We start from the raw sequence: 23,225 nt of genomic DNA on the forward strand, positions 1-23,225 counted from the left end.
TACTACTTTTTTAATACACTATCCGATGTACCTCAATTGTCATTCTTTTCATTCCCTGCGCTACGGAACCATACCACTCAATGAGCTGGTACAGCAGGCTGTGGCATGCAATGTAAAAGCAATGGCGCTCACCGATATTAATACCGTAACAGGAATTTATGATTTTATAAAAGCCTGTAAGGAGGTTAACATCAAGCCAATTGTGGGCATGGAATTACGTTGTGAGGGGCAACTTCGCTATATCACATTAGCCAGGAATCGTTCAGGGCTCGGTCAAATGAACCGTTTTCTTACCCAGCATAATTTTGATGGGACTCCGCTGCCTTTTTCTGCTCCGAATTGGGAAGATATAGTAGTGCTATATCCACTGGAGAATATACCTGATGTTTTAAAAGAAAATGAATATATAGCCATACGCTCCGAGCAACTCCCCAAACTTTTCCATACCCAGTGGAAAGCACTGCTGCATAAAATGGTCATCCTGCAACCCGTTACTTTTCGAACCAAAAGAGAATTCAATTTACACCGGATTCTCAGAGCCATTGATACTAATGTGCTTCTATCCAAACTAACTGAAGATGATATTTGCAAGACTTCAGAAGTGATGATTGCTGAGGAGCAATTACTAGTCCAATTTGGCGACTACTCCCAGATTATAGCCAATACCCAAAAAATAATTGAAGACTGTAATTTTGAGTTTGATTTCAAGACACCTAAAAATAAAAAATTTTATACCCAGGGAAGAGAAACCGATATCGCCTTATTGACCCAATTGGCTTTGGAAGGATTGCTGTGGCGTTATGGAGCTGATAACCTCGTGGCTAAGGCGCGTGTGGAAAAAGAGCTAAAAGTCATCGATGAATTGCAATTCAGCGGGTATTTTTTAATCACCTGGGATATCATCCAGTACAGTAACAGTTGTGGTTTTCTGCATATCGGCAGAGGTAGCGGAGCCAATAGTATCGTAAGTTATTGTCTGGGTATAACTGACATCTGCCCTATCGAACTCGACTTGTATTTCGAACGTTTTTTGAACCTCAATCGAAAAACTCCTCCCGATTTTGATATTGACTGGTCGTGGAAAGAGCGCAATACGATACTCGAATATATTTTCAAACGCTATGGAGCCGATTACGTTGCCTTTTGTGGGACTAATGTAGAATTTAAATACCGCTCGATATTTCGGGAAGTCGGTAAAGTATTCGGACTCCCTAAAGAAGAACTCGATATGCTGGCGAAAAATCCCATGGCACTGCATGAAACCAATACGATCGTGAAGTACGTTCAGGAGTATGGAATGTTACTCGAGAAATACCCTAACCAGCGCAGCATGCATTCCTGTGGGATTATCATATCCGAAGAGCCCATTACCAATTATACGCCTTTGGAAATGCCCCCAAAAGGATTTCCTATTGTACTCTTTGATATGCACATCGCCGAGGATATTGGTTTTGAAAAATTTGATATTCTAAGTCAGCGTGGTATTGGTCATATCGATGACAGTGTGAAGCTCATCCAAAAAAACCGTGGCATAACAGTAGATATTCGCGATACGGCGCTTTCTAAAGACGAGGCTCTATGCAATACCTATTTAGCTACCGGTAAGACCATTGGCTGCTTTTATATTGAAAGTCCCGCTATGCGTGGACTACTGCGCCGCCTCAATTGTGATAATTACAAGATACTCGTGGCGGCATCTTCCATTATCCGTCCCGGAGTGGCACAGTCTGGTATGATGAAAGAATACATTTTCCGCCACAACCATCCTGATAAATTCGAATATTTTCATCCCGTTTTTAAAGAACAGCTGGGGGAAACCTACGGTATTATGGTCTATCAGGAAGATGTGATTAAAATTGCTTTACACTATGGTGGATTGCCTGCTGCCGATGGAGATATCCTGCGTCGTGCTATGAGCGGTAAAGGGCGTTCTATTGCTGCCTTGCAAAAAGTAAAGGATAATTTCTTCGCCTCTTGTTTGCAAAAAGGACATTCCGTACAACTCAGTCACGAAATATACCGCCAAATTGAATCCTTTGCAGGCTATTCCTTTTGCAAAGCGCACTCTGCTTCGTACGCCGTAGAGAGCTATCAGAGCTTGTATCTCAAAGTACATTATCCTGTGGAGTTCATGGTAGCAGTGATTAACAATCAGGGAGGATTTTACAGAACTGAAGTCTATGTGCATGAAGCGAAGATGTCAGGCGCGACCCTGCACAATCCGTGCGTCAACAAAAGCGATTACGAAACCACACTATACGGCACCGATGTCTATTTAGGCTTCATGCATCTTGAGGGATTGGAAACTAAACTGGCCCAACAAATTATTAAAGAGCGCGAAGCCCATGGTGACTTCTTATCATTGGAAAACTTCATCAATCGTATTCCCATTGGTATTGAAGGCATCCAAATCTTGATTTTCATCGGCGCCTTCCGATTTACAGGACAATCCAAAAATCAATTATTGGTAATTGCCCGACTCATACTGGTGAATTTCAAACCTGAAAACAAAAATCTGATGCTACTGCAGGAACCTGTCAAAACATATAAATTACCTGTACTGGAACGCTCGGCTTTTGAAGATGCCTTTGATGAAATTGAACTGCTGAGTTTCCCCGTATCTTGCACTCCTTTTGATTTATTGCAAACCCAATACAGAGGTTCTGTACTAGTCAAGGATTTACTTGTTCATCATAAAAAAACAGTAAAAATGCTCGCTTATCTGATCTCCCGAAAACACGTTCCTACCAAAAGAGGCACGATGTATTTTGGAACCTGGATAGATAACAAAGGAGATTATTTCGATACTGTACACTTTCCCGATAGTCTGGCTCAGTATCCTTTTTTGGGTGGTGGTTGTTACCTGCTCTTGGGTATCGTGGAAGTAGATTATCATTTTCCAACAGTTACCATAACCAAAATGGCCAAGATGCCATTCATCCCTGACCCGCGATATTCCAATACCAATGACAGACAATTCAAAGTACACGAACAGATACGAGAAGATGTAAGCATGACACATCGCGCTCCTTATCCTTCAGAACATGAAATTAATATTCCAAGACAGAAAATGAATTGATAATCCTCAAAATTTTTAAAACTGTTTTTTTTTACCTCATTAAAATGAATTTTATGAATCACTTCAGCGATACAGAAATTTTTATTTCTAGTACTGGGGAGAAATTGACGTTCCTAATCCTGGTCTTATAGAAAAACAATGTAGCCTAAGAGACCGGTTTAGTTAAAAAATATACCCAAAACAATTAAAAAGCCTATTTTTTTCAATGTGAAAACAATCTTAACAAATAGTTGTATTTTACTTACTTTTATCTTGGTGAAATACGAAGAAATTAAACGGCATTTTTCAAAGCATACCTCTGCCTTAGAAAATACAATGCAAACCACGCCCCCAAAATTATTAATATATAACTGTTATATTAGGTATACGCAATTTTAATTGTCTCTAAACGTACGGATATCCATATATTTTATATAATTTTAGGTAAACTTTATAATTATGTCTACAAAATTTTGGATAGAGAAAAATTGGGGCAAATCCGTTAATAACGCAACAAGTAGAGAGACTAATCTTGCAATTGAAGAAATAAGCAAAGTAAGCAAAGAACAAGGTGCTTTCTGGGTAGGACATATTGACAAGAAGTATGTTCTTGAAATTCATAAAGACTTAAATCTATTTTTAATTTATGGAGAAAATCAAGATAAAAAAATACAAACAAAATTTGTTAATTGGGATGAATGCAGACACTTTCTCGACATGTACTTTGCTAAAGACTTTTTAAGACTTAAGAACAAAATAAAATTGAATGCCTTTTCAAATAGCTAGCTACCTGGCTAATCTTTGATGAATTCTATAGCTGTCAATAAAAACTTTTCAAAAGAAAAGAGAAAAAAGCAATTAAAATAATGTCATAACTGGCAAAGGAAATGCTATAAATCTCCAAGGGTGACCAGTGAAAGAACTAAACTAAGCTTGTCATTAGGCGCACTTCGCTAACAATATCAAATAATTTGATTTACTTTTTTTCGTTTTGACAAGTAATTAAATTACTCTAAAGTGATATATTTAAAGTACTTAATGATATAATTGTGCCACAAGATTGTTTACTGAATTAAAATCTAATACAAACTCCTCAGCTTCATTTTTAGTACAGAAAATGCAACAGTATTCTAAAGTAATAACCAGGCTAATTTATTCCATGTTTTACAGCACAACAAACAAATTGAATCTGCGATTGATTTTTTGTTGCCTCCTGGAAAACTCCGCTATTACCGATAAAAATGGCGCTGTATAGCAACACAGTTGGATCTGATACAAAAAAATGACATTTTTACTATATCAGCTTATATCCCTTTTGATGTTACCTTGATCCTGGTAGACGAGCTAAAAGTGCATGTAGTATGCTATAAAAGCAACCACGATCTCATGCAATTGATAACTGCTTATGCAGCAAATATCCAAGGAAAGTTTTTTTCCCTAAATAATTCCTGCAATACTCCTTGGCGTAAGAGAAGCTGTTTTTTTGATGTAAATGATACTAAAAGTGAATTTCTTAATCAAAACAATTACTATGTGTTTTTGTAAATTCTCGTTTTACTAATTTTAATAGCATTCTTTTTCGAAAGTTAGATTGCCCTTGCCGTAGATGCCAATGTTGTCTATTTGGTAAAAAAAAGATGCCTCCAAATTAAGGCATCTTTTTAAAGAAAATAATATTTCATGAGAATTTGATGCATTTATACCCCAAACCCATCAAATAGACCTACTAGAAACCTCATGAAATAATACAATTGATGTAACAAGTGTATAACACTAAGGTACACTAAAAATGATTACAATAGAAAAATTAAGCAATAAATATCGCAAAAAAAAGGTGCTTTTTTTTGAACTCCTTATTCTATAGTTTTTATAATGATTTTATATACAGGCATTTACAAAATCGGTAGCTTATCTTTTGATAGCTATGGGGTAATCTAGTATTTTTAGCAAAAAAAAAAGATGCCGTCGTGGTAAGGCATCTTTAAAAAAAAATAATAGTTCATGAAAATTTGATGTGTTTTATTCCCCCAAACCCATCAAATAACCCTACTAGAAGCCTCATGAAATAGTATAATTAATATATATCACTAAGGTACACAATAAATGATTACAATAGAGGAACTAAGTAATAAATATCTTAAAAAAAAATATGCTATTTTATAGGATAACTTATTTTATTTTTACCCTAACCTATTCAAGAACAATAACATATCGAAATACTTACTTGTCTTTTGATAGATATGAAGTAATCTAGTAGTAATTCAACTACTACCATAATACTAGTACAACGAAAACTTATTTAAAGACTAAATAGTGTAATAATAAGATCAGTTAGTCGATTAACTTATCTTATCGGGATGATTTTTAATGAGTCAGCCCTTCAGTTGTAGAACCAAGACTTCTTTTAGATCACCTGTAGTATCTAATAATTCCATTTTTTCTAGTAGTATTGTAAATTTTTTATTTTCAAAAAATAGAACAGAAAATTATTGAATTTATATGGTTACAAAGTAGATCCAGCCTTGACATACATTGGTATTTTGCTTATTTTTGCCTTATGAATCATGAAGAAATAAAACGCTATTTTGAAAGTACACCTCCGCCCCAGGAAGTACAATGGAAACCATGGGCTAAAATTTTTGATACACAGCTTTTCTTAAGTAGTTGTTATATAGGAATACATAATTTTAATGGTCCTCTGGAGATGTGTCCCGCCTGGTGGCATCTTAAGGATTTTTATTACCATGTTAAGCGTAACGCTCCCAATAATAACCAGATACAGTCAGAATAAAAGAGCCTATTTACAAACCCGGGGCTATTCCTGTTTATATCGGATGTTATATAAAAAGTACAAAACAATGGAATTATGATCCCTACAGAATTGCCTTAGTTGGCTGGATTTTCCATTTGGCTGATAATCTTGTTTACTTCACTTTCCGTTGATTTGAGTTTGGTCTGGCAAAAAGTAATAAGCTCCGAAGCCCTCTTGACTTTTGTGGCCAGTACATCAACCGAAATCGTTTCATTTTCTATTTCCTTTGCAATGGCTGCCAGTTCAGCGTATGCAGTTTCATAAGTCAGTGTCTCTTTCATTATATTTTGTTTTTTCTTTGACGGTGGTTTTAAAAATCGAATCAGCTAATATTACATCAATTGTGTCACCAATTGCTATAGTATCGGCTCGACTGGTAATCTTATCATTGACTTTGACAATAGCATAGCCCTTTTTGAGGATATTCTCAGGAGACATCATTCTGATACTCGAACTGTAATGTGCCAAATATCCTTTTTGATTGCGAAGATACTGATTCGTGAATGTTTTCAAATTATTAATAGTATTGTCAATGTCATTGATCCTGTTATAGAGAATAATCCTCGGTTTACCTGAAAGCTGATGCGATAGGTTCAGCAGCTGACGATGTTCTTGGTATAGGATTGATTTGGAACTATTAATTGTATTTTGATTAATAGCCATTAAAGCATCTTTGTGTCCTGAAATGAGCTCCCTTGCACTATTGGAAATGGTACTCTTAAGATTGGAAAGACTCTGATAATGCAGTAGAAAAAGCTGCTGTGATTTAATGACAATATTCTTTTGTAGCGAAAGGATATGCTGCTCAAAACTCCGGTTATGCGCAATAATAAACTCAGCGGCTTTCGTTGGGGTTTTAGTCTGGGTATGCGCCATGAGATCCACAATACTAACATTTTTCTGATGTCCGATTCCTGTGATAACTGCAATGGGGAATTTGGCTACGGCGCGCCCAATGTTATAATTGTCAAATAGCAGAAAATCGGACTGAGCACCACCTCCTCTTGCAATAACAACTGCGTCATACAATTTGCCACTACTGTACACTTCAATGAGTTTATCTAAAAACAGCTTGGCATTATTGTCTCCCTGCACAATGGTAGGATAATCATCGATCTGGAAAACATAGCCAAAATCATTATTTTCAAGGGTATGCCTGAAATCCTCAAGACCCGCGGAATTGCTCCCTGATAGTATGGCTACTTTTTGGATTACTGCCGGAAGCTTTATTTGATTATTTCGGGTGATGTAGCGTTCTCCTTCTTTAACGATAAAAGTATTCTCTTCCACAAGCCTTTTAAGTGTGGCATTTCGTTGCTGTTCCAGAATTCCAAGAGTAAAATTGGTATCGATATCAAGCACATTGAGTGACAAACCAAACAAAGGATGGTAATCCACACTTACTAAAACAAGTACATTGATATTATTGGTAAAACGCTGTCCTGTGTTTTTTTCAAAATCAGAAAGATGCATCGATCCTGCTCCCCAGGCTTTCCCAACAATTTTAGCAACAATACTATTTGACGTCATCCCTTTTTCTACCAGTTCAAAGTAATGGATTTTCTTATCCGCCTTATAGGAATGATTAGTAATATCGGCAACAACCCAAAACGTCTGTCCTTTGAAACGATCCGTCAGGGCATCGCTAATTTTACTGTTGAGCTCGGAGAGTTTGATATGTTTTTCTGATTCCATAAAAAGCCGGGAACGAAGTGTTCCTTTTAGATCCTTCTAAATGCAATAGAAGATGTAATAGTTGTTTAGAAAAAATGGGGCGATTTCCTTAAAAAAAACATTCGTAAGCGAATTATCTCCCTTTGTCCACAAGTGAAATGGTACCGGTAAGATCATGACTGGAAATATAGTCCCGTACAAAATCCTCCGCCTCTTTCCTATGATCAGCGGCCGTTGAAAACGAATTGAGATAGAAATCTTCATCCTCATCGGCAATATGGATAATCTCAGTATATCCCTTAGTAATCAAGCTTCCTTTTAGTTGTAATACCTTAAGCTCATTTCTATTGTCAATTTCCTTCTTCACTCTAAGCTGTATCGTTTTATCCATGGTATGGGTATTTGGTGTTGTGTTATCTCGTAGCATAATATACTTAAAAGTCAAAAGAAAAAGACATGGCAGCTCTTTTGTTTTCTCTCTTCGTTATGTCCTTCATTTCCCTTTACCTCAGGATTCCAGGCAAGTAATGGCGCTAAACAGGCTTCTTGCCTTCATTATTTTATATCCCTAAAAATACTAAAAATCAAAACAGCATGATTGGGTTCAATCATAAAAATATGAACAATTAAAAACTAGATTCCATTTTCATTCAAAAACGGACTAAAAGGGCAGCCAAAATAGTGTCCGCCCTCCCCTGCATGCGCATAACGGCTTAACGCCGCCCTTTGGGACTTATAGCACTCCGGCTCGGTATCCGGACACTTGATTTGTGCTTTCTTTTTTCCCGTTTTTTCTTTTGAAAAAATTCATTTGGCGAAAAACGGTGAAAGAGAACTTAAAAAAAGTATGCACTAAAAATCAAGTATCATGGAAATTACAGGACGAATTGTAAAAGATGCCTCCGTTTTTAAAGTAAAAGAAAACAGTGAGGTTGTAAACTTCTCCATAGCAGTCAACGACAGCTATAAACCCAAAAATAGCACCGAAGTTAAAAAAGTGGTGACCTATATCGACTGTTCCTATTGGCTGTCACCAAAATCAGCGCAGTGGCTCAAAAAAGGGGCACTAGTGGAACTCTTTGGACGAATTGGTCTGAATGTCTACATCGGCAGTGATGCTAAGGCGCACGGCAGTCTAACCTTTCACACCAGCCACATTAAAATACTTGCATTTGCCAAAGACCCGCAAGGAACCCCACAAACAAACACACTAGTTAAAAAGGATTCTGAAAAAGAACCTGACGACCTGCCTTTTTAATATCCCGATAAACAATGTACAAGCCTAAAGAAATGAGTTATGAAAGCCTTAAAAAAATCAATATACGCAGCCTACGAAGTGTGTGAAGCATTTAATAAAATCATCCTGTCCGATTTGGATTCTTATAACGGGACTAAAAAAGAACAACTTAAATCCTTTCTCGAGGATTTACAAAACGGCGGATGCATGAGTGGAATGATTTCCGAATTTATATACCATTCAGACTGTAAAGAATTTTATATCGGGCATCTCGATGATTTGGAAAACATCAAAGACGAAATCGAAGATTCTCTTGGAGAGTCTGTAAAAAACAGGCATCGCCTTCCCCACTACACCTTTATGTGTTGGCTCTGTTTCGAAGAATACTGCTATGACATCTACAGAAACAGTTTTGAGTGACACTCATTTTTAATCTTAAATCTTTTGAGTTATGAAAGCTTCTGAACAATTTAAAACCGCTATAGAAAATTATCTAAGTGAAACGGCACAGAGAGACGCATCTTTTGCACCACATCTTGCCAAAGTTTCAAAGAACCTTGAAAACTGTATCAGCTACATTTTTGGCGAAGTCAAAAAAACAGGATTATGCGCCTTTGACAATCAGGAAATCTTCGACATGGCTATAAAATACTACATCGATGACAGTATTCTGCCTCCTGCCCCAATCAACTGCAAAGTAGTGGTAAATCAGCCTGTAAAGGCTGATTTATTTACTCCTGCGTCTGATGTTCCTCAAAGCATGGAGCAGAAAAAGGAAGTGATAAATACTCCGAAAACCCTACAGACCACCTTAACACTTTTTGACCTATGACACCTAAAACTAACATAGAAAAAGAGATTACCCAATTAAGTAGTACCCTGAAACCGATTACAGCACAGATGCAAACTTGGGCAGAAAAAAGCATTTTCCTAAAATGGGGAGTGCTCTCACGTGGAAAATTCCACTGCCTTGAATGTGCGCATTCCTGGAAACCCAAATCTCAAAGTAAATCCTGTGAGAAATTTATAAAATGTACCACCTGTACAGGAAAACTCAAAATGTGCGGATGCAATCAGGTTCATTTCAAAGAAATTGAATACTGCTCCGTTTTGGATGTTTGTAAGGGGTATCAAGTCGTTCGTATTAGCTGCTCCCACAAGCTCATGAAAAAGAATACTGTTCCAACTTATTTTCATAAAGAAGTGATGCAGCATTGGATAAACTCAAAAGGCGAAGTTCGTACTATGTCCCTTAGCACAAATGTTTTTTCGCATGCTTATGATGCATGGCAGTATTATTCCTCCCTTGAAATCCGCCCAAAAGATTTTCAGAACTCACCAAAATACCGAATTAATCCGTACAAGGTGCATCCACATATGAAAGTGCTCCCTATCTTGAAAAGAAACGGATTTAAAACTGGCGTTTACAATATTGCTCCGCAAATACTTTTTACTGCACTGTTAAAAGATGCTATTGCAGAAACGATTTTAAAAGCAGGACAGACTTCCCTACTCACCTATTACCTCCAGTCACCTCATCAGAAGATTATCCCTAATTGGCAAGCTGTAAAAATTTGCTTAAAAAATAAGTATAACATTACTGATTATACTATTTGGGAAGATTATATTGCCTTGCTTCAATGGTTTAAAAAAAACCTAAGTTGTCCCTTTTTTGTCTGCCCCGAAAATCTCCATGAGGCACATAATAAACTTGTTACTAAAAAAAGAGAATTCCAGCGGAAAAAATACCTCTTGAAAATGCGTGATGAAATACAGCAAGCACAGGAAGTTTATGCCGAAGAAAAGAAACATTTTTTTGGGATTTCTTTTTCGCATGAAAATCTAACCATCAAAGTTCTAGAAAACGTACAGAACTTTATGGAAGAGGGAGACATTCTGCAACATTGTATTTTCACCAATGAGTATTTTAAAAGAACAGATTCCCTGCTGTTTTCTGCTCAAATAGATAATAAACCTATTGAAACTATAGAGGTATCGCTTTCCAAAATGGAAATAGTCCAATGTCGTGGTCTGAAAAATAGTAAATCTAAGCATCATAAAATCATTTTAGAACTAATGAAGAAAAACTTGTATCAAATTCGTTCACGAATGAAGAAGCAAAAGTCATAAAGTCCTAAAAGCGGAAAAACCGAATAAATTTCGGTTTTTCCGCTTAATGGTCCACTAATCTTACTATAAAATCTTAATGAAATTACTTTAGTTTATAATACTAAAAGTAAAAACACATACAAACCATATACTCAGTAGAAACATTTGAAAAACTAAATTCACCATAGCCTATTTTTTTATTCAAAAAACATAATCATACAATACATTTTTATTTAAAGGAATATTTTCTTTCATAGGAGTCATAATAAAAATATAGGTCAAATCTTCTACATTATAAAACAATACATTTGCATTTAGCTTATTTAAACCGTAATATTCTATTTCACCATATATTACTTTTGAATCTTCATCATTAATTTTTATTGCATATTTATTAAAATCTAAACTAAAACTCTTAATAGAATCATTATTCATTTCGTACTTTATCTCACTATCAGAAATGAAATCAATTTTACTAATTTTATAATTCTCATTAAATAAACTTGGACTGAGTTTAACCTCATATAAACTTTCATCAACTATTGTAAAATAACCAGGTGTTGGATAGTTTGAATATAAACAACTGTTAAACTTACAGTTAGTACTAACATTTTTTAATTTTATTACTACTAATGAGTACTTTGATTGAATCTCAAATTGTGAAACTACAGTGTCTTTCTTTATGGTATAACTACCAATACAATGATAATCTTCCTTAAAAGGCATCAAACTTTTTATTTTCATACTTTTTTGAGGAACAAAGTTAATCTCATCACTAATTCCGTCTTTTTTACAGCTCAAATAAAGCAAAAACAATAGTGCAATGCAGATAGTCTTTATAGTTGAATTTATTAAAATAGATGCCACTTATGATTTTTTCTAATTAGTATGCAAGTGAATGAGTTAATATTTCTTGTGCAACTTTCTGTACCACAGGTGCAACTTCAGGCTGAAATATAGATAAAATAATCCCAGCAATCTATAAAGATGTATATCCTCCAAGCTTAAAAGCTACATAGAAACTATCACTTTTTCCATTTCCACCTCTAAGACTATAGTGCCTACCTATTCCATCTGCACCTAAATAACAAGTTACACTTAAATGCGACAAGGTTGCTTTAATAAATTATAGATATCTACAATTCACAGACAAAAGATATTTTGCATAAACTGGTCCCCAAAATAAAGATGATATTAAAATTATATAAAAAAGAGTGGTTAATAAAATCGAAATTTTTGGGCTACCTAAAAAAACTGGTTGTTGCTTTATAATTTTTTTCGACCTTCCATCTTTTGTAAAATATAAATAGTTAATTAATAAACAAATAACTCCAATTGCAATCATAAACCATTTCCCCATATTAATGCAAAAAAAGTGAATCACTAGTAAGTTTAAAATAACACTTACAAAAAAGCCTTCTGCTAATCCTAATGCCCAGATAGTAGTCGAATAAGGAGTATCATCTTTTAGATTTTTTTTATAAAATAAAAAAGTATAATAATAAATAACTTTCATAATAAATTAGTTCGTATTAATATCCCAATTTTTCTTTCCTATAAGGAAGCCAAGTACTTTGTTTCCAATTTTGATAAGAATCAATCTTAGTTATGGATCTTCCTGCTTCCCATCCTATTCCCCATGCTGCTCCATAAAGTCCAGGAGCAAAAGTACTTATAACATTCGAGGTTTGTTCTGTTGCTAAAGTAAACCCTCCTATTTTACCATTAGAATAAGCGTCAAAATTAGACCAAGCATTATAAGCTCCAACACTTCTACCTAACCATTTAAACCTATCTGAAATTCTTAATGCTGATGCAACTTTACCCCCCGTGGCTCCATTACCATTAAAAACTTGACTATATACTTTCATTTGTTTTATACTATACCAAGTTTTTGAGTTAAACATTTTATTTTGTGTCCAACTAATTGAAGTACCAAGCCCTGTTATTAGAAGTCCTGTAAAGTCATACTCAAAAACTGGTTGCGCATGTTCATTATATTGTGTTAATAAAGGCTGGTTATTAGGAACGTTATTTGCTGCTCTAAAATCTAAAACAGCGGAGTTTGAATTGTTCAAATTCACATACTGACTCATATTAGGTGGTGGTGCTGGTGCATCGCTTTTACCTCCACCAAACAAAGATTTTATACTATTTCCCCAATTCTTAAGATTTAGGTTCTTTCTTGTCCAATCTGTAACCCCCCATTTTTTAAAATTTATATTTTGGTTTGCCCAATCTTTAATCCCCCAGCTATCCCAATTATCTTTTATAGTTTTGATTCCATTCCCTATCCAGGTTTGTTGTCCGTTACTTAATCCACAATCTACACAGTCCTTTCCAGGTCCATTGGCAGTATTTCCACTCGGGTCTGTAAATTGCAACGGATTATTAAATACATAGCCATACTGATTGTAATTTTGAGTACTTGTTGGGTCTTGTATATAATTATCGACTTGTAAAAATCGATGAAGTATTGGATCATACAATCTCGCATTCATATTAATCAGTCCAACACTTTGTATATGTTCGTGTCCTGTATAACCTCTATCAAGAACTGTTAGTCCTATTAGTGTATTTCCTACACCATCCTGCACTTTCATGATACTACCCCAAGCATCAAATAATCTTTTTTCTACTATAGCACCATTGTCATCAGTGATTGTTAAAATAGTCCCTTGATAATCTCTGTGTAAATATAAATATTTTTGTGTTATTCCATCACTCTTGACAGCAATTGGTGCCGAATAGCCATCTCCTCCTATATAAGTAACAAATTCAAAAGCACCAGTAGTTCTATTCTCTTTTATCTCCATTGTGCCATCAGCCGAATAATGCTTACGTAGTGGCCTAAGTGATTTTTCATCATTAAAGTCTCCATAGTACATAGTACTTCGTTGATTGTCATCATTGTAAGTAAAACTTATTTTCTCTACACCAGTTTCTTCTATTTGTTTAGGACTTTTAAATGCATTATAAGTGACATTTAGTTTTTTTAAACCTGAAGAAACTGGATCACTTGTCTTGCGTATTTTTACATTATCAAACCAAACATTACCTATTCCTATAGCATCAAGACGCAGTCGCAAGGATTTAACACTTGCAGGCACCAATACTGTCTTTTCAATAAATTTCCAATTATTCAACGCTGTTGTGCTAACACTATTGACGTAAGAAAAATATCCCGTTTCATTTGCATTGTATTGAAAAAGTGTAAGTTGAGCAGTCGGATTATCTGTATAAACCCAACCAGAAAAAGTGTATTCTGTGTCAGCTATATTATCAATAGGAACTGAGACATCTGATTGTACATAACTCATACCATCACTCGACAATGTTGTATTTAACTTTATGGCAGTTGCAATACCTTTTGACCGATCAAATGAAATACACTGAGGATTATGCGGATTAAAAGACCAACCTGATTTGGCTTCCATATCATCATTAAAAATACCGCCTCTGTTAGCATAATACTGTGATGAATCATAACCTAATGATATCTCTGTGTTTTGATACTTGTTTGTAGCGTCATATTTGTAAAACCCTAAATTATTGCCCAAAATTTTTCCCGAAGCATCATAGGTTTGGCTTTGTTGAGCCTCAAATTTATTTGTAAACTCAGTTAATCTGTTTATTTCATCATGCTTAAAAGTTTCTGTAAAGTTTCCAAAGGAACTATTAATTCTACTATCTAAATTGTCTGTATTTTTATTAAATGTAGTTGTAAGAGTTAATATATTACTTGCTGGTACAGTAGTTTTATCATATTGCATTTTTGATAAATACCCGTCAATATCATAAGTATTAGTCATTTTTATGCCATTACCAGTTACGCTTTCTAACACTTGCCCTTTCGCATTTAGCATGTTTGTCTGCCAAAGGACTTTATTGTTACTGTCTAAAATTTGATATAAGTTTCCATTTTTGTAAATATTTTTGGTTACTATCGTACTGAATTTACCTCCTATCTCTGCACGTTTAGTTTCTGTTTCAACTCTGCCTAAACCATCATAAGTAAAGGATTTGATGAATTTTGAAACCCCTATTTTGTTTTCTTCAACAGATAAAGCTCTTTTGAAAATAGGATCATAAGTTACCGTAGTTATGGTTTTATTAGCTCCAATAGGTTCATTTTTGTCAACATACGTTACTGTTATTGGTAACTTTGTGGCATCATAAGTATATTCGGTCTCACTATCAGTACCTCCTCCTACAATTGTTTTTTTAGTTGGTCTTCCGTTATTATCACGGGTTATGGTAGTAATCACACCTCCATTTTGGGAAGTCTCTTCTGTTAGTTCTCCTAATTCATTACTTTTATACGTAAAAGTCCCAGCCGATGGATCAATTAGTTTGGTTTTTCTCCCCCAGCCATCTTGCTCCATGGTAATATTAATACCATTATAACTGGTTTGTTTTAGATTTCCATTTGCAAAATAGGAAAAATTGATATTCCCACCGGTTGTTTCATTAGTAGAAACAATATTACCAATAGCATTTTTTACAATTGTTTTACTTTTTTGTCCATCAGTTATTGTCGTTGATAAATTAGGATATGCTATTGATGTCGTTCTGTTATTAAATGAAATACTCTCTGTCGGTCTACTGTAAATATCAAATTTAGTTTCATTCCATTGAGATGGTGTAGCACCAAAATAAGGTTCACTTATTTTATAACTTCGATCATAAATATCATATAAATAAGATACGTAGGAATATGTTCCATTGATATCTTTTGCTCCTGATCTTGTTTTTCTACCTAAATCATCAAACTTTTCTTCACTAGCACTTCCATCTAAAGCATCAGTTGTAATTGTAACTGTTGTTTCGGATCCATTTGTGGAAGCATAAGTGTTCGCATAATTATATGTAATTACTTTGTTTAACTGATCGTCTTTTGCTGTTAATTTTCTAAACCAAGAATCATAGGTATATGAGGATGATAAGCCATATGGATCAGTTTCTTTTTTTAAAAGTCCATTATTCAAATCGTATTCAAAAGTTGATTCTAAATTATCACTATCTATTATTTTGGTCAAAAAACGGCCGGATGTATCATATTGATATTTAGTTATACGCGGATCCATATCTTGTGCTGAAACAGTTTTTTGGGTTAAATTTCCAAAAGAATCATACAGATTGGATTCAAGTATGCTTCCAGTACCCGTTGCGTTTTTCTCCATAAAAGATACAAGCTGTTTGTTATCATACTCATATAATTCAGAATACGAAGTTGTATTTCCCGGAATTGTGGTAGATACAATTTTTTGATAAGGCCTGTCTATTATATAGGGAGTATCAGGATTAGGACTTTCGTATTCTACAGTTTCTTTTACGGTTTGCGCTACAGCAGCCCCTTCACTATTGACTGTGGTCGTTATAAGTGGATTATTGTTTTCATTGTATGAAATTGTAGTTTCTGCACTAGTATTATATCGTGTATCAATTTGTTTGATACTGCTGTTTTGCAACTTAAAAACCTTATTTGATTGTAGGGCAAGTTCTGGACTTGGTGTATATGATAAAGTTGTTTTGGTGGTATAATCTGATTGGTTAAAACCATTATTTGGATAGGTTAAGTAAGGCACTAAATAACTCTCAGTTATGGCCCCTCTTAATTTTATATCTCTTTTAGTTATAGTACACATTTCTGGATTGGAACTATTGTGCCAATTGGTTTCCATTATAGATCTAAATCCCATAAATCCTAATCCCTCCAAATTAGTCACAGCTCCATAATAACCATATAATTTCATTTTAGAAACTGTGGCACTCTTTTTTTCTAACTTTGAAACAATTTGCAAATCAGGGGATGCAACAATGTCAAAATAAGGATAAGTTTCTGTTCCCTGGCTTGGATTATATACTGTATAGAAAGTGCTTTTATGAATCTGCTCTAATGGATGATACGTTATAGCTTGTTGAACGCCATTTCCAGTTGTAATATTGGTTAGTAGGCGATCTTTACTGCTATCTTTTTTAGAATAAAAAAAATGTAATCTATTATTATTTATAAAAGCGATTTCAAAACGTGGACGCTGTTGGTCTGTAGATGGTATAAATATTGGTAACGCATATTGATTAATATTTGCCTGTGCAGTGGTAATTGCGGTCCTTGTATTGAAGGAAGATGGAGTCATTTCTGTTATTGCTGTAATTTGAATTGTCCCCAGTCCAGTTGAATTATTTTTAGTGTTTTTTATAATGGTCAAATCACTTTTTCCATCATTATCGTAATCTGTTGCAATATAATTATAACTATTAAACGAATCATTAGGAGTTACATAGGCAATATTTCTGTTTTCTTTAGCAAAAGTGGTACCTGTTGATAAATATCTGTACCAACCATTGCCCGATTCTATAGGAATCATAAAGTCCGATTTCCCATCACCATTAAAGTCACCTATCAAAATAGGTCTGCTTAATTGAATACTTGTATCTGTAGTTGGTGTTTGATATAATAAAATAAACTGTTTGTTGTCATTCAAGGAATAGACCCTTACTTTTCCAGTATCAAAAACATAAATGTCCGACTTTCCGTCCCCATTAAAATCAGCGACATAAGTTTTACTAGTCTCTAAAACAATTAATTTTCCAGCATTATTAACAAAATTTGAATTTAGTCGTCTGTCCAGATTCATAAAATAAGTATCGCCCGAATAATTACTTGTGGTGTGAAGCGGCTCATTATTTGAGTCGCAAGGTGCTAAGTAAGAATACTCAAGGTTCTCTTCTACAACTGCAACATCAGTTAATCCATCACCATTAAAATCACCATTAAGATAACGTTTCGGAATATTTACCGTATAAAAAAATGGTGGTCTAGTTGATGTACAACTTAAAGGATGCTCAGAATAATACGAGAATTTCGGAAAAGTATACGATTTTTCACCTTGAGGATTTATAGAAGAAGGACCAATAGCATAAGTTTTAAAAGTCGTAAGATTTGTAGTTGGGTTAGTTTTTACAACTGTCCAGCCTTGACCATTCATAAGTTTGTTATTCCAACTTAACCAAGAAACTGGCAGAATTTCATCAAAAGCACCAGGCTCTTGAAGTAGCCCCAAATTTAGAATTGTTTGTGTGCCTGTATTAGGGGTGATACCTGTAAAAATCCAATATATTGATTTAGCTTCTACACCTGTCTTTGGATATAGTATGAAATCCATATTACCATCACCATCAAAATCTCCATTTACTGCAACAGCATTAGTCGAATTGACACTATTGACACTTAACACAGTGGGATTAGAACTGTAATTAATAGAATCATCTGTATTATTGTAGTTAAAAACTGTTGGATTATAACTTTTTGTATTATCTCCACTCTTTTCTGTAATGGAATACAATCGATCATATTTTTCTGAAGATTGAGCCATATTATAGTCTAGAACATAATTTCTGAATCCAATGTTATTTCCCGAAGATTTAATTTCCTTTAAACGATTACTTCTTATTATATTTTGTCCTCCAATATAATAATTTTCAGATTTTACTCTTGGTTCATATATAAATTGTATTTGATTTATGGGCATAGTAGTTGTTAATGTTCCATATTTTATAGCAGCAATTTCCAATAAGTTATTTGCTTGGTTGTATAAATAACTAATTCGAATACCTTGCGCATTTTCCCAATATGTAATTGACCATTCTGTTATCGAACGTGAATCTGTTGAATTACCATAATAAGCTTTCGAACCGTCAGGATATTCTACAAGAAAATAAGCTGGTCCAAAATTTACTCCGCTTGGATGTATCCCATGAGAGGTAATTTTTATGTTGGAAAATATCTCTGTTTCATATGTTGTCTCATTGCCACCATAAACCCCAGAAGTTCCATTTTTCACTACTAATCGTTGGCCGTCTAATGCAAATCGATCTAAAACATCAAAATCTACCCCATCAATTGTACCATCATGGAATTTTGTTGCAGGAATTCTTGAAATTGATGATAATCCTGATAATGCCCATCCATAGCCGGCAGACCCATTTCCTCCCTGGCTGTTATAATTTAGACTTACTTCTGGAATGACTCCATTAATTCCTGGGGGAACAGCTATTGGTACCGAGTAAGAAGCACCGCCAGACAAGGTAACTGATAAGTCTCCATCTGTAATACCTGCCTCACGCATGGGACCAGTAGGATTTGTTTGTGCTGTAGTAAAAAAGCTAAGGCTTATAAAGAGAATCGTAAGGTAAAATTGCCTCATAATATTATTGCTTAATGATTTTTATTCTTTTTTGCTCTCCATTACTATATGATAATGATAGGATATAGATTCCTGTGGGATAACTTTGAAAAGGAATATTTTGAAAGTTAGTTTCTTTTTTATTTTGGTATTCTGCTAATATTTGAGCATTCACTCCAATGACCTGTATAGATTTTACATAGTTTTCATTAACAAGATCCCATTTTAAGTAGAGTTCCTCTTTTACAGGATTGGGATGATATGAGATTATGTTTTCATTTGAAATTTCAAGTAAATCTTCTTCTATGATAGCTTCAATTTCTTTAGCAGGTTTTGCAGTACCACAACTTTGACAAAATTCTCTAACGATTTGATTTCCTGTTATAGGATCGTATGTAAACGTTAATATAGGCTCCTGTGCTTTAACAACACAAAAAGTACCAAACAGAATGATTGATAAAATTTTTTTCATAATTGGCCACCAATTTTTATTAGATTAAAATGAGGTAAAATTTTAGTTATTTTAAATGGTAAACCTATAGATAATTTATATGTAAGATTTATCATATATTACCTTTAAATTATACTATTTTATCCTATTGTAGTTTTAAAATATGGAAGTCAATTTGATACAAAAAGATGTAAATCTTGATTTTATGAATACTAGGGCTGGTATCTTACTTCTATAAATATGAAATATCTTTGGGTAGTAGAGTTTGTAAAAAAATAGAGCTATCCGTAAGAACAACTTACCAATACTCTTCTTTGGGTAAAATAAAAAGAGCATTCCTAACTGGTAAAGCTTGGAATATTCCAAAAGATGTAGTATTTCCTCAAAAAGAAAATAAAACAAAAACAGGTAAGAATCTTTTACCCAATAGTCTCAATAAGGATGTGAAACTATTTGAGAATGCTTTATAAATAAGGTTTTTAGTGTTATGGTTCAAATCTTGCTCTCCCTACCAAAAGAGGGAAAGAAGTGAAAAAAGTAACTTTATCAATCTTTTCAAAAAACCCGAAAAATGCGCTAAAACCTGCAGATCCGAGGATTCGCAGGTTTTTTTATAATCCTTATCAACGATTTATAAAAATACTCGAAAGTTTTATGGCAGAATCGTGGCACATGGGTATTTTGAAAACTAGAAACCCAGCAAAATCAATACCTAAGAAGTTTAGGTTCGAATGGGTAAAGCCTCCTCTAATCTTCATTACTTCTTAACATCACGATACCTAAGTGTAAATCTTAATTTGAAATTACTACCTAAAGGATTATGTGTTTTGGATAACAATGACCTCTCGTATTCATTTTTTTATCGCTTTAAAATTCTAATGATAAAAGTTATTCCCAGATGCGACAGAACCGCTTATTCAGATTTTGAGCTAATCTTTCTTATCTGTCCATTACAACGGTAGGATTTAGCACCTTATTAAGCAACAGGTTGCTAAGACGTCACAGGGCCTAATCCCTCAGTCTTTCTGGATAAGTATCATACAGAAATTTTCTGTGATACAAATTCTATAAAAATTAATATAGTTTAAGAATATTTTTTTTTATTTTATATTTCTGAAATACAAATTAACTTCTAAACAATTACATACAAACCCTTTGCATTTGTAATATATATATTCTGATTTTATATCCCCTCTAGAAATAGATTAGACAGTTCAAGATCACCCATAAATTTAGAAGAGGTGAAAGAATTAACTCTTTCACCTCTTCTTTCATTCGAAAAAACTTATTTATTTTTTATAAAATTTAAACTTATGAATTTTATTATCGGAATTAATTATAATGTAATATATTCCTGTTGTCAAATTCTTTACATCAGCTTGTCGTAAATCAAAAGAAGACTTTTTTATAGTCTGTCCAAGCATGTTTATTATTTCATAAGAATCGATAGGTGTGCTTCCTGAAACCATTAGTGTACTTTCAACTGGGTTTGGATATAAAAATAAAGAACTATCCATAGTTACATCTTCAGTTGATAAACTTGGGGTTATAATCACACTGATCGTTTCATTTGAGCTAAGTCCGCAAGCACTTAAAATTGAAAAGTTTATTTGGCTTGAGCCACTAAGAGTTTCATGGAATGATATCGTGAGAATATTGTCTGTAATAATAGCTTGATACAGTCCTGATTCTGGATTTCCATTTGTAATACTATAAGTGTTTTTATTACCTACTGTAGACGAAAAATAATCATCCAGATTAATTACAATCTGTTTCGCTCCAGTGTTTACCACAATAGCAGGCAATGAGTTTGTTAATTCAGGCTTGGTGCTAGCATCACTTTCATAAGCGCCCAAATCTACATTCTCTCCTTTTACTCTTTTATTCCCTACAATATCTACATCATTTTGAGTCCATAAATTCTTTGTGCCTGGTAGAATAAGTGCTGCATTAGTACCAGCATCCGCAACAATTGAGCATGCATTTATGCGCAAACCGTCATCAATCGTTCTCCATATACCATCCTTACCAATCGGATTTGTTGCATCATTGAAAAGTAATCCTGAAAAATTTTCGGTGTGATATCTGTTGTTTGTAGCTAGAAGATAAGCAGATTGCGATGCTTGGCTAAAAGCAATTTCGTTTGTTGAGTTGTCTTCAAAAACACAATTCTGTAACTGTGTAGTTCGTTGTGCATCCGAAATCCCCCAGTTCAAATAAATTGCTCCACCTTGCAGTTTAGCCTTGTTTGCATGAAATGTAAGATTTGTAAAACCAACTGGATATGAAGAAGCATTAGTTCCGTAAGATATGGCACCAGCATAAAGTTCAGCCGTATTTTGAGTGAATACACTGTTTGAAACAGCTATTCTATTCTTAGTTGAAGGGACAGAAGTTAGAGACAAAGCTCCTGAAGATCCTGCCGAATGGTTGCCAGCAAAAATACAATTACTAATCTCTATATCAGATAAGGCAAAAATAGCACCACCACTACCAGAGTTGCCTCTGTTGGAAGGAATGATACTATTGTTAATAAAATTGCATTTATCAATTTTGGTAGAGGTATCATATCCTAAACTTATGGCACCACCCATGGCGACACCGGAGCTCAGAGAATTAATTATTTGATTTGTAAAATCACACCTTACAATATTAAGGTTAGTACGTTCCGCGTGAATAGCACCTCCACGGGTTGAGATTGTAATTAGACCATTTAAAACACCGCCAGGTACACATGTATTCTTGTCGAATTTAGAATCGGTAATCCTGATTTCATTTCTCAATAAAGGATCTGATGAATAAAAAAGTAATGCCCCTCCATCTGCCTTTGATTTATTATCTGTAAACGTACAGTTGCTAATAAAACCAGATACCCCGTTGTTAACAATATATGCTGCAGCGCCCTGCCCTGCAAAATTTTGTAAAAAAATACAATTATCAAAGGAAACGGAAGATCCACTACTATAAATCGCTCCAGCTTGGTTTACTGACTCATTACCCATAAATACATTGTTGGCAAATGTTAGATTCGAACCATACAGAATGGAGAGCCCTCCAGTACTGCTATTTGATTTGTTACCAATAAACTTATTATTGGTAATTATAATATCGGATGATAAAATCCATCCTGCTCCGCCAGTATTATGATACACGATATAACTTGCGATAGTTATGGCTCCACTAGTCCTGTTGTTGTTGGCTTTAGTAACTGTAAAACCATCTAGCCTACTTGATGAAGTCAAATCTACACATAACAATAATGTATAGATATTGTCAGTTTCGTCATTTTTAACACCTATATCACCACTCAAAATAGTAGTATTCGTTTCTGGATTTCTCTCGCTTAAGCTTGTCTCTGCGCCTGCAAATCCGCCATATAATTTTATCCCTTCTTTAAGAACAAATGTTGCATCTCTAGGATTCGTTGGTATGGTACCATTTCTGTCTCGCGATGGAAAGTATGTACCACTTTTTACCCAAATTTCTTGTCCTGATTTTGCAGCATTAATTGCATTTTGTAAATTAGTGTAAGCATTAGTCCACGAACTACCATTACCTAAACCTGTAGCTGAAGCACTTACAAAAACCTGTGACTGTGCATGATGTAAAAAGACAATGCTTAATAAAATGAATATTTTAAATATTTTCATAAAAGAAAAAGAGAATTTTGTTAATAGGAATGAATCGTAAATATA

Annotated in this window: 15 protein-coding genes and 1 riboswitch; of the genes, 7 read left to right on the forward strand and 8 right to left on the reverse strand. The window is 34.3% G+C overall.

Annotation, left to right across the window (positions count from 1 at the left end; translation table 11 throughout):
• The first annotated feature begins 25 nt into the window (after positions 1-25).
• Together dnaE and OA93_RS18015 are read left to right on the forward strand one after the other, a co-directional pair.
• Positions 26-3,079 (forward strand): DNA polymerase III subunit alpha, encoded by a 3,054-nt coding sequence (gene dnaE / locus OA93_RS18010; RefSeq protein ID WP_039115024.1) that lies wholly within the window; start codon positions 26-28, stop codon positions 3,077-3,079.
• A 438-nt stretch (positions 3,080-3,517) separates the two neighbouring features.
• Complete coding sequence (locus OA93_RS18015; RefSeq protein WP_039115026.1) at positions 3,518-3,844, forward strand: hypothetical protein; 327 nt, start codon at positions 3,518-3,520, stop codon at positions 3,842-3,844.
• A gap of 2,100 nt (positions 3,845-5,944) precedes the next feature.
• Here OA93_RS18015 and xseB read toward each other — a convergent pair.
• The 3 genes from xseB to OA93_RS18035 all read right to left on the reverse strand — a co-directional run bounded on the left by xseB (position 5,945) and on the right by OA93_RS18035 (position 7,935).
• Complete coding sequence (gene xseB / locus OA93_RS18025) at positions 5,945-6,151, reverse strand: exodeoxyribonuclease VII small subunit (RefSeq protein WP_039115031.1); 207 nt, start codon at positions 6,149-6,151, stop codon at positions 5,945-5,947.
• The gene (gene xseA / locus OA93_RS18030; protein WP_039115033.1) at positions 6,129-7,565 is read right to left on the reverse strand and encodes an exodeoxyribonuclease VII large subunit; all 1,437 of its coding nucleotides are present in this window, start codon (positions 7,563-7,565) and stop codon (positions 6,129-6,131) included. Before xseA ends, xseB begins: the two co-directional genes overlap by 23 nt.
• Positions 7,566-7,677: 112 nt before the next feature.
• Positions 7,678-7,935: a hypothetical protein gene (locus OA93_RS18035; RefSeq protein ID WP_039115176.1), complete on the reverse strand. Its 258-nt coding sequence runs from the start codon at positions 7,933-7,935 to the stop codon at positions 7,678-7,680.
• Between the two features lie 477 nt (positions 7,936-8,412).
• Between OA93_RS18035 and OA93_RS18040 the strand changes: the two genes are divergently transcribed.
• Genes OA93_RS18040 through OA93_RS18055 form a run of 4 tightly spaced genes read left to right on the forward strand, consistent with a single transcriptional unit; the run spans position 8,413 to position 10,911 of the window.
• On the forward strand, positions 8,413-8,802 hold the full coding sequence (locus tag OA93_RS18040; protein WP_039115034.1) for a single-stranded DNA-binding protein: 390 nt from the start codon (positions 8,413-8,415) through the stop codon (positions 8,800-8,802).
• Positions 8,803-8,841: 39 nt separating this feature from the next.
• The gene (locus OA93_RS24515; RefSeq protein WP_039115036.1) at positions 8,842-9,201 is read left to right on the forward strand and encodes a hypothetical protein; all 360 of its coding nucleotides are present in this window, start codon (positions 8,842-8,844) and stop codon (positions 9,199-9,201) included.
• Positions 9,202-9,232: 31 nt separating this feature from the next.
• Positions 9,233-9,613 (forward strand): Cas9 inhibitor AcrIIA9 family protein, encoded by a 381-nt coding sequence (locus OA93_RS18050; protein ID WP_039115037.1) that lies wholly within the window; start codon positions 9,233-9,235, stop codon positions 9,611-9,613.
• Entirely contained in the window at positions 9,610-10,911 is a 1,302-nt protein-coding gene (locus tag OA93_RS18055; RefSeq protein WP_039115038.1) for a PcfJ domain-containing protein, read from the forward strand. The genes OA93_RS18050 and OA93_RS18055 overlap by 4 nt, the downstream gene beginning before the upstream one ends.
• 180 nt (positions 10,912-11,091) lie before the next feature.
• Here the strand turns inward: OA93_RS18055 and OA93_RS18060 are convergent, their stop codons facing one another.
• The 4 genes from OA93_RS18060 to OA93_RS18075 all read right to left on the reverse strand — a co-directional run bounded on the left by OA93_RS18060 (position 11,092) and on the right by OA93_RS18075 (position 19,551).
• On the reverse strand, positions 11,092-11,634 hold the full coding sequence (locus OA93_RS18060; RefSeq protein ID WP_123912087.1) for a hypothetical protein: 543 nt from the start codon (positions 11,632-11,634) through the stop codon (positions 11,092-11,094).
• A 382-nt stretch (positions 11,635-12,016) separates the two neighbouring features.
• The gene (locus tag OA93_RS18065; RefSeq protein ID WP_039115040.1) at positions 12,017-12,406 is read right to left on the reverse strand and encodes a hypothetical protein; all 390 of its coding nucleotides are present in this window, start codon (positions 12,404-12,406) and stop codon (positions 12,017-12,019) included.
• Positions 12,407-12,422: 16 nt separating this feature from the next.
• Positions 12,423-19,100 (reverse strand): RHS repeat-associated core domain-containing protein, encoded by a 6,678-nt coding sequence (locus OA93_RS18070; protein WP_082001835.1) that lies wholly within the window; start codon positions 19,098-19,100, stop codon positions 12,423-12,425.
• A 4-nt stretch (positions 19,101-19,104) separates the two neighbouring features.
• Positions 19,105-19,551, reverse strand: coding sequence for a T9SS type A sorting domain-containing protein (locus OA93_RS18075; protein ID WP_039115044.1), 447 nt, complete (start codon positions 19,549-19,551; stop codon positions 19,105-19,107).
• Between the two features lie 230 nt (positions 19,552-19,781).
• Between OA93_RS18075 and OA93_RS18080 the strand changes: the two genes are divergently transcribed.
• Positions 19,782-20,000 carry a hypothetical protein gene (locus tag OA93_RS18080; RefSeq protein ID WP_039115046.1) on the forward strand — a complete coding sequence of 73 codons (219 nt, stop codon included), beginning with the start codon at positions 19,782-19,784 and terminating at the stop codon, positions 19,998-20,000.
• Between the two features lie 466 nt (positions 20,001-20,466).
• Positions 20,467-20,566: riboswitch (SAM riboswitch) on the reverse strand.
• Positions 20,567-20,819: 253 nt separating this feature from the next.
• Here OA93_RS18080 and OA93_RS18085 read toward each other — a convergent pair.
• Complete coding sequence (locus OA93_RS18085; protein WP_039115047.1) at positions 20,820-23,180, reverse strand: T9SS type A sorting domain-containing protein; 2,361 nt, start codon at positions 23,178-23,180, stop codon at positions 20,820-20,822.
• Between the last annotated feature and the right edge of the window lie 45 nt (positions 23,181-23,225).

The organism is Flavobacterium sp. KMS, from assembly GCF_000813005.1.
Classification (GTDB): Bacteria; Bacteroidota; Bacteroidia; order Flavobacteriales; family Flavobacteriaceae; genus Flavobacterium.